The 12,798-nt window shown below is 61.8% G+C and carries 17 protein-coding genes; 6 read left to right on the top strand and 11 right to left on the bottom strand.

The annotated features are described in order from the left end of the window. The first annotated feature begins 3 nt into the window (after positions 1–3). On the top strand, positions 4–1,284 hold the full coding sequence (gene serS / locus C4J91_RS16275) for a serine--tRNA ligase (RefSeq protein ID WP_124363280.1): 1,281 nt from the start codon (positions 4–6) through the stop codon (positions 1,282–1,284). Then, the gene (cysG, locus tag C4J91_RS16270; protein WP_124363279.1) at positions 1,285–2,679 is read left to right on the top strand and encodes a siroheme synthase CysG; all 1,395 of its coding nucleotides are present in this window, start codon (positions 1,285–1,287) and stop codon (positions 2,677–2,679) included. A 174-nt stretch (positions 2,680–2,853) separates the two neighbouring features. On the opposite strand, the gene C4J91_RS16265 is transcribed toward cysG, so the two are convergent. The 6 genes from C4J91_RS16265 to tusD form a co-directional block, all read right to left on the bottom strand. Beyond that, the gene (locus C4J91_RS16265; protein ID WP_124363278.1) at positions 2,854–3,849 is read right to left on the bottom strand and encodes a glutathione S-transferase family protein; all 996 of its coding nucleotides are present in this window, start codon (positions 3,847–3,849) and stop codon (positions 2,854–2,856) included. 88 nt (positions 3,850–3,937) lie between these two features. Continuing rightward, the gene (locus C4J91_RS16260) at positions 3,938–4,939 is read right to left on the bottom strand and encodes a glycosyl transferase family protein (protein ID WP_124363277.1); all 1,002 of its coding nucleotides are present in this window, start codon (positions 4,937–4,939) and stop codon (positions 3,938–3,940) included. Continuing rightward, complete coding sequence (locus C4J91_RS16255; protein ID WP_124363276.1) at positions 4,936–5,271, bottom strand: TusE/DsrC/DsvC family sulfur relay protein; 336 nt, start codon at positions 5,269–5,271, stop codon at positions 4,936–4,938. Before C4J91_RS16255 ends, C4J91_RS16260 begins: the two co-directional genes overlap by 4 nt. Next, on the bottom strand, positions 5,268–5,546 hold the full coding sequence (gene tusB, locus C4J91_RS16250) for a sulfurtransferase complex subunit TusB (RefSeq protein ID WP_124363275.1): 279 nt from the start codon (positions 5,544–5,546) through the stop codon (positions 5,268–5,270). The genes C4J91_RS16255 and tusB overlap by 4 nt, the downstream gene beginning before the upstream one ends. Beyond that, on the bottom strand, positions 5,546–5,896 hold the full coding sequence (gene tusC, locus C4J91_RS16245) for a sulfurtransferase complex subunit TusC (RefSeq protein ID WP_124363274.1): 351 nt from the start codon (positions 5,894–5,896) through the stop codon (positions 5,546–5,548). The genes tusB and tusC overlap by 1 nt, the downstream gene beginning before the upstream one ends. Position 5,897: 1 nt before the next feature. Continuing rightward, positions 5,898–6,290, bottom strand: a complete 393-nt coding sequence (gene tusD / locus C4J91_RS16240) for a sulfurtransferase complex subunit TusD (protein WP_124363273.1) — start codon at positions 6,288–6,290, stop codon at positions 5,898–5,900. Positions 6,291–6,449: 159 nt separating this feature from the next. Between tusD and C4J91_RS16235 the strand changes: the two genes are divergently transcribed. Beyond that, the gene (locus C4J91_RS16235) at positions 6,450–7,625 is read left to right on the top strand and encodes a CaiB/BaiF CoA-transferase family protein (protein WP_124363272.1); all 1,176 of its coding nucleotides are present in this window, start codon (positions 6,450–6,452) and stop codon (positions 7,623–7,625) included. Between the two features lie 93 nt (positions 7,626–7,718). On the opposite strand, the gene C4J91_RS16230 is transcribed toward C4J91_RS16235, so the two are convergent. Beyond that, the gene (locus C4J91_RS16230; RefSeq protein ID WP_124363271.1) at positions 7,719–8,213 is read right to left on the bottom strand and encodes a SprT family zinc-dependent metalloprotease; all 495 of its coding nucleotides are present in this window, start codon (positions 8,211–8,213) and stop codon (positions 7,719–7,721) included. A gap of 128 nt (positions 8,214–8,341) precedes the next feature. Continuing rightward, positions 8,342–8,944 (bottom strand): Yip1 family protein, encoded by a 603-nt coding sequence (locus C4J91_RS16225; protein WP_124363270.1) that lies wholly within the window; start codon positions 8,942–8,944, stop codon positions 8,342–8,344. Between the two features lie 294 nt (positions 8,945–9,238). Here C4J91_RS16225 and ttcA point away from each other — a divergent pair, with 294 nt between their 5' ends. Together ttcA and C4J91_RS16215 are read left to right on the top strand one after the other, a co-directional pair. Beyond that, complete coding sequence (ttcA, locus tag C4J91_RS16220; RefSeq protein WP_124363269.1) at positions 9,239–10,063, top strand: tRNA 2-thiocytidine(32) synthetase TtcA; 825 nt, start codon at positions 9,239–9,241, stop codon at positions 10,061–10,063. A gap of 67 nt (positions 10,064–10,130) precedes the next feature. Next, complete coding sequence (locus tag C4J91_RS16215; protein WP_124363268.1) at positions 10,131–10,802, top strand: DNA-3-methyladenine glycosylase I; 672 nt, start codon at positions 10,131–10,133, stop codon at positions 10,800–10,802. Between the two features lie 62 nt (positions 10,803–10,864). Here C4J91_RS16215 and C4J91_RS16210 read toward each other — a convergent pair whose 3' ends face one another. Genes C4J91_RS16210 through arsC form a run of 3 tightly spaced genes read right to left on the bottom strand, consistent with a single transcriptional unit; the run spans position 10,865 to position 12,220 of the window. Next, positions 10,865–11,272 carry a DUF2069 domain-containing protein gene (locus C4J91_RS16210; protein ID WP_124363267.1) on the bottom strand — a complete coding sequence of 136 codons (408 nt, stop codon included), beginning with the start codon at positions 11,270–11,272 and terminating at the stop codon, positions 10,865–10,867. Then, positions 11,256–11,870, bottom strand: coding sequence for an NAD(P)H:quinone oxidoreductase (wrbA, locus tag C4J91_RS16205; RefSeq protein WP_124363266.1), 615 nt, complete (start codon positions 11,868–11,870; stop codon positions 11,256–11,258). The genes C4J91_RS16210 and wrbA overlap by 17 nt, the downstream gene beginning before the upstream one ends. After that, the gene (gene arsC, locus C4J91_RS16200; protein ID WP_124363265.1) at positions 11,867–12,220 is read right to left on the bottom strand and encodes an arsenate reductase (glutaredoxin); all 354 of its coding nucleotides are present in this window, start codon (positions 12,218–12,220) and stop codon (positions 11,867–11,869) included. The genes wrbA and arsC overlap by 4 nt, the downstream gene beginning before the upstream one ends. Before the next feature lie 115 nt (positions 12,221–12,335). Here arsC and C4J91_RS16195 point away from each other — a divergent pair, with 115 nt between their 5' ends. After that, positions 12,336–12,797 carry a TlpA disulfide reductase family protein gene (locus tag C4J91_RS16195; protein WP_124363264.1) on the top strand — a complete coding sequence of 154 codons (462 nt, stop codon included), beginning with the start codon at positions 12,336–12,338 and terminating at the stop codon, positions 12,795–12,797. Position 12,798 lies beyond the last annotated feature (1 nt).

The raw sequence follows: 12,798 nt of genomic DNA, 5'->3' as shown, positions 1-12,798 counted from the left end.
GACATGCTCGATTCCAAACTGTTACGTAGCAACCTTCAGGACGTAGCGGACCGCCTGGCATCCCGTGGCTTTGCCTTGGATGTTGCGCGCATCGAAGCGCTGGAAGAACAGCGCAAGACCGTCCAGACCCGCACCGAAGCACTGCAGGCTGAGCGGAATGCGCGTTCCAAGTCCATCGGTCAGGCCAAGCAGCGCGGCGAAGACATCGCGCCGTTGATGGCGGACGTCGAGCGCATGGGCACCGAGCTGTCCGACGGCAAAGCCGAGCTGGACAAGATCCAGTCCGAGCTGGATTCGATCCTGCTGGGCATCCCCAACCTGCCCCACGAATCCGTACCGATTGGCGCGGACGAAGACGGCAACGTTGAAGTGCGCCGCTGGGGCACGCCCAAAGCCTTCGATTTCGACATCAAGGACCACGTTGCCCTGGGCGAATTGACCGGCGGCCTGGATTTCGAAACCGCCGCGAAAATGTCCGGCGCGCGTTTCGCCCTGTTGCGTGGCCCGATTGCGCGCATGCATCGTGCCCTGGCGCAGTTCATGATCAACCTGCACACCGCCGAGCACGGTTACGAAGAGGCCTACACCCCGTACCTGGTGCAAGCGCCGGCGTTGATGGGCACCAGCCAGTTGCCGAAATTCGAGGAAGACCTGTTCAAGATCAGCCGCGACGGCGAAGCCGACCTGTACCTGATCCCGACCGCCGAAGTGTCGCTGACCAATATCGTCGCTGGCGAAATCCTCGATGCCAAACAACTGCCGTTGAAATTCGTCGCCCACAGCCCGTGCTTTCGCAGTGAAGCCGGCGCGTCGGGGCGCGACACCCGTGGCATGATCCGCCAGCACCAATTCGACAAGGTCGAGATGGTCCAGGTGGTCGAGCCGTCCAAATCCATGGAAGCGTTGGAAGGCCTGACGGCCAACGCCGAGCGCGTCCTGCAGTTGCTGGAACTGCCGTATCGCGTGCTGGCGTTGTGCACCGGCGACATGGGTTTCAGCGCCGTGAAGACCTACGACCTCGAAGTGTGGGTGCCGAGCCAGGACAAGTACCGCGAGATTTCGTCGTGCTCCAACTGCGGTGATTTCCAGGCCCGACGCATGCAGGCGCGTTTCCGCAACCCGGAAACCGGCAAGCCGGAACTGGTGCACACCCTCAACGGTTCGGGCCTGGCGGTAGGCCGTACGCTGGTGGCAGTGCTGGAAAACTACCAGCAGGCCGACGGTTCGATTCGTGTGCCTGAGGTGCTCAAGCCGTACATGGCGGGCGTCGAGGTCATCGGCTAAATGGAATTTCTGCCGCTGTTTCATAACCTGCGCGGCAGTCGTGTGCTGGTCGTCGGCGGCGGGGAGATTGCCTTGCGCAAATCCCGGCTGCTGGCCGATGCCGGGGCGTTGCTGCGGGTGGTTGCTCCCCAGATCGAAGACCAGTTGCGTGAACTGGTGCTGGGCAGTGGCGGGGACCTGATGGTGCGCGGTTATCAGGAGACGGACCTCGACGGTTGCGTGCTGATCATCGCGGCCACCGACGACGAGCCACTGAACGCGCAAGTGTCCAGTGATGCCAAGCGGCGCTGTGTACCGGTCAATGTGGTGGATGCGCCGGCCCTGTGCAGCGTGATCTTCCCGGCGATCGTCGACCGTTCGCCATTGGTGATCGCGGTGTCCAGCGGCGGCGATGCGCCGGTACTGGCGCGCTTGATCCGCGCCAAGCTGGAAACCTGGATTCCGTCCACCTATGGCCAGTTGGCCGGGTTGGCGGCGCGTTTTCGTGCCCAGGTCAAAAGTTTGTACCCGGATGTGCAGCAGCGCCGGGCGTTCTGGGAAGAAGTGTTCCAGGGCCCGATTGCCGATCGGCAACTGGCCGGGCAGGGCGATGAGGCTGAGCGTCTGTTGATCGAAAAGGTCAATGGCGCGCCGCCTTACGCACCGGGTGAGGTATACCTGGTGGGTGCAGGCCCGGGCGACCCGGACCTGCTGACCTTCCGCGCCTTGCGCCTGATGCAGCAAGCCGACGTGGTGTTGTATGACCGGTTGGTGGCTCCAGCGATCCTGGAACTGTGCCGCCGGGATGCCGAGCGCGTGTACGTCGGCAAGCGTCGCGCCGATCATGCCGTGCCGCAGGATCAGATCAACCAACAACTGGTGGACCTGGCCAAGCAAGGCAAGCGCGTGCTGCGCCTCAAGGGCGGCGATCCGTTCATTTTCGGGCGGGGCGGCGAAGAGATCGAGGAATTGGCGGCCCATGGCATCCCGTTCCAGGTGGTTCCGGGGATCACGGCGGCCAGCGGTTGCGCGGCGTATGCGGGCATTCCGTTGACGCACCGTGACTACGCGCAGTCGGTGCGCTTTATCACCGGGCACCTGAAGAATGGCACCTCGGACCTGCCCTGGCAGGACCTGGTCGGGCCGTCACAGACTCTGGTGTTCTACATGGGCTTGATTGGCTTGCCGATCATCTGCGAGCAATTGATCAAGCACGGGCGCGCGCCGGATACGCCAGCAGCCTTGATTCAGCAAGGCACCACCGCCAACCAGCGCGTGTTCACCGGCACCCTGGCCGACTTGCCGCGCATGGTGGCGGAGCATGAAGTGCATGCGCCGACGCTGGTGATCGTGGGTGAGGTGGTGGTGTTGCGCGAGAAGCTGAAGTGGTTTGAAGGCGCCCAGGCCCAGGTCTGAGTCTTAAAAGCATTGATCGTTCCCACGCTCTGCGTGGGAATGCCACCTTGGACGCTCCCCGTCACGCGGTACAGCTAGCGTCACGGGGTGCATTCCCACGCAGAGCGTGGGAACGATCAGTGTGGGAGGGGGCTTGCCCCCGATGAGGCCATCAGCTTCAGCCCATCATCCGGATCAGCTCCACACACCTTTGCCATTCAACCGCTTCCGATCATGCTCAACGTCAAACCGCTGCAGCGGCCCCTTCGGCACAATCCCCGTCGGGTTGATGGTGCGGTGGCTGGCATAGTAATGCCCCTTGATGTGTTCAAAATCCACCGTCTCGGCCACCCCCGGCCACTGATACATTTCCCGCAACCAATTCGACAGGTTTGAATAATCGGCAATCCGCCGCAGGTTGCATTTGAAGTGGCTGTAATACACCGCATCAAAACGAATCAGCGTGGTGAACAGCCGCACATCCGCCTCGGTCAGGTATTCGCCGGCCAGGTAGCGATGCTCGCCCAGGTGCTGTTCCAAATGGTCCAGCTCGGCAAACACGTCATCGAACGCACCTTCATAGGCCTGCTGCGAGGTGGCGAACCCCGCGCGGTACACGCCGTTGTTCACGGCCGGGTAGATGCGTTCGTTCAGCGCATCGATGGTCGTGCGCAGTGCGTCGGGATAGAAATCCAGGGTATTACCGGTCAGCTCATCAAATGCGCTATTGAACATGCGGATGATCTCCGCCGACTCATTGCTGACGATGCGTTTGAGCTGCTTGTCCCATAACACCGGCACCGTGACACGCCCGGTGTAGTCAGCGGTATCAGCGGTGTAACGCTGATGCATGAAGTCGAAGCCGTCGAGCGCGTCGCCGCTGGAGCCGTGGGCCTTGTCGAAGGTCCAGCCGTTTTCCAGCATCAGCCAACTGACCACCGAGACGTCGATCAGGCTTTCCAGGCCCTTGAGCTTGCGCAGGATCAAGGTGCGGTGGGCCCAGGGGCAGGCCAGAGAGACGTATAGGTGATAGCGACCTGCCTCGGCCTTGAAGCCGCCTTCGCCACTCGGGCCGGGCTGGCCGTCGGCGGTCACCCAGTGGAGGCGTTGCGCCTGTTCACGCTGGAACGCGCCGTCTGCGCTACTTTCGTACCATTGGTCTTTCCAGTGTCCTTCGATCAGCAAACCCATGACTGGCTCCTTGGCTAATAAGCGTTGGAGCTCAGTCTAAAGGGATGAGTTCGAACTAAAAGCGCAAAGACCCGAGGTGAATGATCGATTAAATCGATTTGTCTCGCGCATCCCAGTACTGCCGGGCCAGTTCGAACGCCTGCTCCCGGGTGTGTCCGAGGCCGCGCAGGGCCAGGGCCATGGTCGCGATCAGCGCCAGTTGCGGGTAGCTGTCCTCGACCTCGCCACGCCACAGGGCGGTCAGGTGCTCAGGCTCCAGGCTCGCCGGTTTGACGTGGCGCTGGGCGGAGAGGGCGGGCCATTCTTCGTCCCAGCTCAGGCCACCGGTGGTGCCGTACAGGTGGCTGAGGGTGTCGGGGTTGATTTCCACTTCGCCGCCATCGCCCTTGACCACAATCACGTTGTCGCCCAGCAAGCCACTGGCATCGCGGTGCACGCCCTGGTAACCCGGATGGAAGATGCTTTGCAGGCCGCAACGGGCATTCAGCGGGTTGAGCAAGCGGGCCAGGGAGTGGATCGGCGAGCGCAGGCCCAGGGTGTTGCGCAGGTCGATCATGCGCTGCAACTGAGGCGCCCAATCGCCCAGCGGGATAAACGCCAGGTTGCCTTGTTCATACGCCGCCTCGACCTGCTGCCAATTGCGGCACAACGGTATCTGCAAACGCTCCAGCAATTGCTCGGTGTACAGGCGGCCCGCCGTATGCGCGCCGCCGCCGTGCATGAGGATGCGCACGCCATTTTGCGCCAGGCATTTGGCCGCCGGCAGGAACCACGGCAAATGGCGCTTTTTGCCGGCGTAGGTCGGCCAGTCGATATCCACCTTCAAGGCGGGCGGATTCAAGCGCTCGCGCACCGCTTCGGTGAAACCGGCGAGCTCCTCTGGGCTTTCTTCCTTGTGACGCAACAGCATGAGGAAGGCGCCCAGTTGGGTGTCTTCGACTTTTTCGTCGAGCAGCATGCCCATGGCTTCCCGCGCTTCCTCACGGGTGAGGTTGCGCGCGCCGCGCTTGCCTTTGCCGAGGATGCGCACGAACTGCGCAAAAGGGTGCTCTTCAGGCGTTGAGAGGGTCAGTGGGGCAAAGTCGGTCATAAGCAATTCGTCGGCCTGGGCAGGCCCGCCAGCTTGGCGGCAAGTTTGGCGGGAGTGCCGTTGAACAGTTTATTGAGGTGCAGGCTGTTGCCCTTTTCCGGGCCGAGGTTCAAGGCGACGTACTTGATCAGCGGGCGCGTGGCCGGCGACAGCTGATATTGCGCGTAAAAGCCGCGCAGCAGTTCGAGGATTTCCCAGTGGTCCGGGGTCAGTTCCAGCGATTCTGCAGCGGCCAGGGCGCCGGCAATTTCGGCAGACCACGCGTCGAGGTCGACCAGGTAGCCGTCCTTGTCCAGTTCGAGGGTGCGCGTGCCTACGGTCAGTGTATTCATAACCAGGTATTGACCTTGTCATAGTCGATCGACAGCTGCACGAAGCCCGGATAATCCACGCTGTCGGCCCAGTCCGGCAAAGGCAGGTTGCGCGCCTGCATGTCTTCAGCCAGCACGAACACCTTCACGCCTTTGGTATGCAGCGCCGGGTGGCGCAGGCCGTAGGCGCCGTCGCCGCACAGCAGGATCGCATCTGCGCTGGCACAGACGCGCAGGCAGCTGTCGAGACGGCTGTCGGTAAAGGGGGAGTGGGACACCACATGTAGAGTCGACATCAGAGGGTAATCACCTGGTCGTAACGGTCAATCAGTTGGGAAATGGCGTCATGGGCCAACGGCTGCGCGCTGGCCGGCACACCCAGCCCGCGTTCGGCCAGGCTGTGGCTGCAGGCGAACACGTCATCGATGCCGAACAGGCCCAAGGCTTGCAGGTTGGCGCTCAAGTCCTTTTGTTGCACGGCCTTGGCGTCCTGGTGCGGTGCGAGCTGGAACACGCCGTCGTCCAGAAACAGCAGGCCGATCGGCAGATCGAACGCGCCACCGGCCAGCACGATATCCAGCGCTTCTCGCGCACTGGGGCCGGACCACGGTGCCTGGCGGCTGATCACCAGCAATGACTTGGCCATGTCATGAACCTCCAAAACAGATCAGGCGGTCGGCGTCCTGGATCGCGTCATGCAGTTGCCCCAGGCCCGACAGCGCCCAGGGCGCCTCCAGGTTCACCGCGCTGCGTTGATAGCGCATGGCTTCCTCGGCGTTGAGCACGCCACGGCGCAGGGCTGCAGCGATGCACACGACGCCGTCGAGCTGGTGGGCGCTGACGAACTCGCGCCATTGGCGCGAGATGTCTTGCTCATCCTGGGGCGCGACGATGTTATTGGACGCGCTGTACACGCCATCCTGGTAAAAAAACAGCCGCACAATCTCATGCCCGCCGGCCAGGGCCGCCTGGGCGAACAACAGGGCGCGGCGCGAGGAGGGCGCGTGGGCGGCGCTGAACACTGCAATCGCGAACTTCATGGAACACTCTGCCAATAAAACGTGGGCCAATGATAAAGCCGTGGCGACGAAAAAGCCCGCCGTGATCAAAACGGTCAGGGGGGTTGATCGTTCTGACGATTGCCGTCGACGCTCAAGGCTGACTACGCTGTGAACCGTCGAATCGGAAACGGAGTTTGTATGACAGGCCCCTTGGCGTCCCTCAAAGTGCTGGATTTTTCCACCCTGTTGCCCGGCCCATTCGCCTCACTGATGCTGGCGGACATGGGCGCCGAGGTGCTGCGCATCGAATCGCCGACGCGCATGGATCTGTTGCGCGTGTTGCCGCCCCATGATCACGGCACCTCGGCGAGCCATGCCTACCTCAATCGCAACAAGCGCAGCCTGGCGCTGGACCTCAAGCGGGCCGAGGCGCTGCAGATCGTGTTCGAGCTGGTCAAGGGCACCGATATCCTCATCGAACAATTCCGCCCCGGCGTGATGGAGCGCCTGGGCCTGGGGTATGCGGCCTTGAACGCGATCAACCCGAGGCTGATCTATGTGTCGATCACCGGCTACGGCCAGACCGGCCCTTACAGGGATCGCGCCGGCCACGATATCAACTACCTGGCCGTGGCCGGCGTGGCCAGCCACAGCGGGCGGCGCGACAGTGGGCCGTTGCCGTTGGGCGTGCAACTGGCGGATATCGGCGGCGGGTCGTTGCATGCGGTGGTGGGCTTGCTCGCGGCGGTCATCTCGCGGCAGCAGAGCGGCGTCGGCCAGTACCTGGATGTGAGCATGACCGACTGCGCGTTCAGCCTGAACGCCATGGCCGGCGCGGGTTACCTGGCCTGCGGGGTGGAACCGGCGTGGGAAAACCATGTGCTCAATGGCGGCAGTTTTTACGATTATTACCGCACCCGTGATGGGCGTTGGATGTCGGTGGGCAGCCTGGAACCGGCCTTCATGCAGCCATTGTGCGAAGCGCTGGGGCGGCCGGAGTTGGCGCTGCACAGCCTCAAGCCTGAGCAGCAGCCGGCCCTCAAGCAGGCGCTGCAGGTGGAATTCGAAAAACGCAGCTTTGATGAAGTGTGCGCGTTGTTTGCTGGAGTGGATGCGTGCGTGGAACCGGTGTTGAACTTGAGTGAAGCGGTAGCGCATCCGCAGCTGCAGGCGCGCGCGCTGATCAGCCAGGTGCCGAGGGGCGATGGCTCGACCCAGGCGCAGATCGCCTGCCCGCTGAAGTTTTCCGAGGGTTTGCCGGCGCCACGGCATATTGGCGCGGCTGTTGGTGCGCACAGTGATGAAGTGCTGGGGGAATTGGGGTTCAGTGCTGAGCGGATAGAGGAGTTGCGCCAGGCCAAGGTTGTTGGGTGACTGTTCTGATGCCATCGGGGGCAAGCCCCCTCCCACATTTTGAATGTATTCACAAATCAAAGTGTGGGAGGGGGCGTGCCCCCGATGAGGCCCTCATTCCACCCGCGTTTCCCCAGTGAACACCAGGGTCTGCCGACAGCGCCGACACAAATACCGCCGCCCCTGGCCTACCAGCCCATGGCGCTGCGGCGAAAACGGGAAGTCGCTGTTGGCACATGGGCACCGGTAGATATAGCGCGTCACCTGACGCCGCTTGACTTCATAGGTGTGACAACGGTCCGGCGGCAGTTCGTAAACCCCACGCATGATCAACTGCCATTCCTCACCATGGGGCTGGATACGCTCGCCAAACAGTTGGTGGGCGATCAGGTGCGCCACTTCGTGGGCCACGGTTTGTTTGAGGAAATGTTGGCTGTTTTCACGGTAAAGCTGAGGGTTGAAGCGCAGCAGGTTTTCGTGCAAATGCGCGACACCGGCTTTCTGGCCCCGCAGCTTGAGGCTGACCTTGGGGCGTTTGAAGCTTCGTTTGAAAAAGGATTCGGCTTGCAGGAAACAATCTTCGACGCGGGTATTGAGTTGCTCGGGCATGCTGTACATATCTCCAGAGACGTCCAGTATGCCGCAAAGCAGGATGTTTCCGAATCTGTCAGGCGCCGAATGGTCATGCATAACGCACAAAGCCACCTTGTGGTGGCTTTGCCTGCGGTAAAAAAGGCTTAACTGGTGTAGATCGGCCCAACGCCCAGGCCCCAGACGATCACGGTAAACGCCATGATCGCCACCAGTACCACCAGTCCTACAGCCAGTACCGAGCTGGAAAACAGGAAGCCTTCATCCGGGTCGATACTCATGAAGGTCGGCAGCCCCACATACAGCAGGTATACCGTGTAGCAGATCGCCGCCGTGCCCACGACCATGCCCAGCCACATGTGCGGATAAAGCGCCGCCAGCCCGCCAATAAACAGAGGCGTCGCTGTGTAGGTGGCGAAGGCAATGCAACGCGCCATGCTGGGGTTGGCGTCGTAGGTGCGGGCCATCCAGTGAATGAACGCGCCCATCACCGCCACGCCGCCGAGCATTGCAGCGTAGGACATCAGGGTCATCCACAGCGCGCTTTCCTGGGTCAGCATGACCGGTGCGCGGCTGCCGATGACCCAGCCGACCTGGGTGGTGCCGATAAATGCAGAGACGGCGGGAATCGCCGCGAGAACCAGGGTATGGGTGAGGTACATGTGGCTGATGCTTTCTTCTTTATCGCCACGAATTTCCCGCCATTCCTGATCGGGATGGGTAAACAGCCCCACGACGTGATGGATCATGCCAGTCACTCCTGTCGTTATTACCATCGCCCCCCAGCGGAGCGCTGCCGGCCAAATGGCCTGCAAGGTCCGGATAGTTGTGCGACCTCTAGTCGCAGTATAGGAAGTGATGTCCTGGAAAACTGTAGGGCCTTTAGAGTAAATCGCGCTGTAAACACAGGCGCTAATCGCGGCACGGTCTGTAGCTGGCAATGCATTCAAAGGGAGCAAGCCCCCTCCCACATTGAATCCAGTGCGCTCAGGTCGCTAAAATACCCCGCTTTTCGTCACACACTTGCAGCGGATCCAAGCGCCATGGGCACTCTTACGGTCAACCAGAACAAACTGCAAAAACGCCTGCGTCGCCTGGCCGGTGAAGCGGTCGCCGACTTCAACATGATCGAGGAGGGCGACAAGGTCATGGTCTGCCTTTCCGGCGGCAAAGACAGCTATACCCTGCTCGATGTGCTGCTGCACCTGCAAAAGGTCGCGCCGATCAAGTTCGAGATCGTCGCCGTCAACATGGACCAGAAGCAGCCAGGCTTTCCCGAGCACGTGCTGCCGGCCTATCTAAAGGAACTGGGCGTCGAGTATCACATCGTCGAGAAAGACACTTATTCGGTGGTCAAGCAGTTGATCCCCGAAGGCAAGACCACCTGCTCGCTGTGCTCGCGCCTGCGGCGTGGCACGCTCTATACCTTTGCCGATGAGATCGGCGCGACCAAGATGGCCCTGGGGCATCATCGCGACGATATCGTCGAAACCTTCTTCCTCAATATGTTCTTCAACGGCTCGCTCAAGGCCATGCCGCCCAAGCTGCGTGCCGATGACGGGCGCAACGTGGTGATCCGCCCGCTGGCGTATTGCAACGAGAAGGACATCCAGGCGTATGCCGACTTCAAGCAATTTCCGATCATTCCGTGCAACCTGTGCGGCTCCCAGGAAAACCTGCAGCGCCAAGTGGTCAAGGACATGCTGCTGGAGTGGGAACGCAAGACGCCGGGCCGCACCGAGAGCATCTTCCGCAGCCTGCAGAATGTGATCCCGTCGCAATTGGCCGACCGCAATCTGTTCGACTTCACCAGCCTGAAAATCGATGAAACCGCCGCGTCGCGTTTCGTCAATGTAGTGAACCTCTGACGCTCTACAACGCTCTGAAAGACGGCGCTCACGGGCGCCGTTTTCATTTCACCTGCCAGGAGAGGGCATGCGCGATTACAAGTGGCTGCACGAATATTGTCTGAACCGTTTTGGTTCAGCGGCCCAGTTGGAAGCCCATCTGCCGGTGCCCAAGACCCCGGCGCAATTGCGCAGGATCAGCGCTGACCGCTACCTGTCGACCCTGGCGCTGCGCGTGTTCCGTGCAGGCTTGAAGCACAGCGTGGTGGACGCCAAGTGGCCGGCGTTCGAACAGGTGTTCTTTGGCTTCGACCCGGAAAAAGTCGTGCTGATGGGCGCCGAGCATTTGGAACGCCTGATGCAGGACGCTCGCATTATCCGTCACCTGGGCAAGCTCAAGAGCGTGCCGCGCAATGCGCAGATGATCCTGGATATCACCCAGGAGAAGGGCAGCTTCGGCGCGTTTATCGCCGAGTGGCCGGTCACCGATATCGTTGGGCTATGGAAGTACCTGAGCAAGCACGGCCACCAGTTGGGCGGCCTGTCGGCACCGCGCTTTTTGCGCATGGTGGGCAAGGACACGTTCGTGCCGAGCTATGACGTGGTGGCGGCGTTGAATGCGCAGAAGATCGTCGACAAGGTGCCCACCAGCCTGCGCGACCTGGCGACGGTGCAGGGCGCCTTCAACCAGTGGCATGCCGAAAGTGGGCGGCCGATGTGCCAGTTGTCGATGATGCTGGCTTACACCGTCAACCATTGATCGTTCCCACGCTCTGCGTGGGAATGCTGCCCAGGACGCTCTGCGTCCCAGACCTTGCTGTATCAGACTGCCGCCAACCGCCGATTCAACTGGTGGCGCCAGCGCACATACAGCAACGCCGTACAAAACAGCGCCAGGCTCGCCACCATCTCAAGCACCCCGAACCCTTGCCGGTTCGGGTCATACGCCGCCAGCGCGCCCTTGATGAAATACAGATTCACCACAAAGCACATCCACGAATGCCCGCGTGCGCTGCCCAGGATCATGCCTGGCGCCAGCACCAGCAGCGGCACCAGTTCGATCAGCAGGATCACCCACGGACGCGCCCCGTGCAGGTCGGCGACGAACAGGTAGTACACGCACAACAAGCCCACCAGGCCAAAAAACGCTAGAAGGCTGAGTGCGCGCGCGAGCTTGACCCGCGGCTCCAGCCACGCCTGGGGCGGCAGGACCTTAGGCTGCCTGGCCACGGCCGTTCTCCAGCAGCGTGGCGGTTTTTGCCAGGCGCAGGCCCAGGGCGCGGCACAGGGTGATTTCATGGGGGTCGAGCATGCGCTTGCCATCAGGCCCGGCATGGTGGCTGGCGCCATACGGCGTACCGCCGCCCTGGGTGTCGAGCAGCGCCTGCTCGCTGTAGGGCAGGCCGGTGATCAGCATGCCGTGGTGCAACAGCGGCAGCAGCATCGACATCAGCGTGGTCTCCTGGCCGCCGTGCAGGCTGGCGGTGGAGGTGAACACGCCAGCAGGTTTGCCGACCAGGGCGCCGGTGAGCCACAGGTTGCTGGTGCCATCGAGGAAGTACTTGAGCGGTGCGGCCATGTTGCCAAAACGCGTCGGGCTGCCGAGGGCCAGGCCCGAGCAGTTTTTCAGGTCATCCAGGCTGGCATACAGCGCGCCCTCGTCCGGGATACTCGGCGCCACGGCTTCGCACTCGGTGGAGATCGCCGGCACGGTGCGCAGCCGGGCTTCCAGGCCGCCTTGCTCGATACCCCGGGCAATCTGCCGGGCCATTTCGCTGACCGAGCCATTGCGGCTGTAATACAACACCAGCACATAGGGGGTAGTCACGGCAGCAGCTCCAGTACGTTTTCCGGCGGACGGCCAATGATGGCTTTATCGGCGGTTTCCAGGATGGGACGTTCCATCAGCTTGGGGTGTTCGGCGATGGCGGCGATCAACTGCGCTTCGCTGAGACTGGCATCGGCCAGGTTGAGGCTTTTGTATTCCTCTTCGCCGCTGCGCAACAATTGGCGGGCGCCCAGGCCAAGCTTGGCCAGCAGGGCCTGTATTTGCGCCGCATTCAGCGGGGTTTCCAGGTAGCGCACCACGGTAGGCGTGAGGCCGCGGGCTTCCAGCAGTTCAAGCGCACCGCGGGATTTCGAGCAGCGCGGGTTGTGATAAAGCGTCAGATCGGTCATGTGCGGGTCGCATCTTGCGTAAGGTGGCGGGTATTCTACCTGCGCTGCGGGCCGTCCTTAAACCGTAAGAGGCGATAGGCCGCAGCCAACGTTCATTTTTACGAAGGATTACCCCATGACAAGGCGACTGATCGGTGCATTGGCGATCATCACAACCCTGCTGCTCAGTGGCTGCGGTAACGATTACGGCGTTGACCAGTATGGCCAGAAAATACCGGCCGAACGCCTGGACAAGCAGTGGCTGGTGGTCAATTACTGGGCTGAATGGTGTGGCCCGTGTCGCACGGAAATCCCCGAGCTCAACGCCTTGGCCGAGCAACTCAAAGCGCAGAACGTGGGCGTGTTCGGGGTCAATTTCGACAATGTGCAGGGTGAGGAGCTCAAAGCCGCCAGCGACAAGCTGGGCATCAAGTTTACCGTGCTGGCGCAGAACCCGGAGGGGATCTTCGATATTCCACGCAGCGAGGCGCTGCCGGTGACCTATATCATCGATGACAAAGGCAAGGTGCGCGAACAACTGATGGGTGAGCAGACGGCGCAAGGGGTGTTGGCCAAGCTCAAGGCCCTGCGCGGTTAAA

This window comes from Pseudomonas sp. R3-52-08, from assembly GCF_003851745.1.
Classification (GTDB): Bacteria; Pseudomonadota; Gammaproteobacteria; order Pseudomonadales; family Pseudomonadaceae; genus Aquipseudomonas.
The sequence above is the reverse complement of the archived record's forward strand: the minus strand, read 5'-3'. Positions and strand labels throughout refer to the sequence as shown.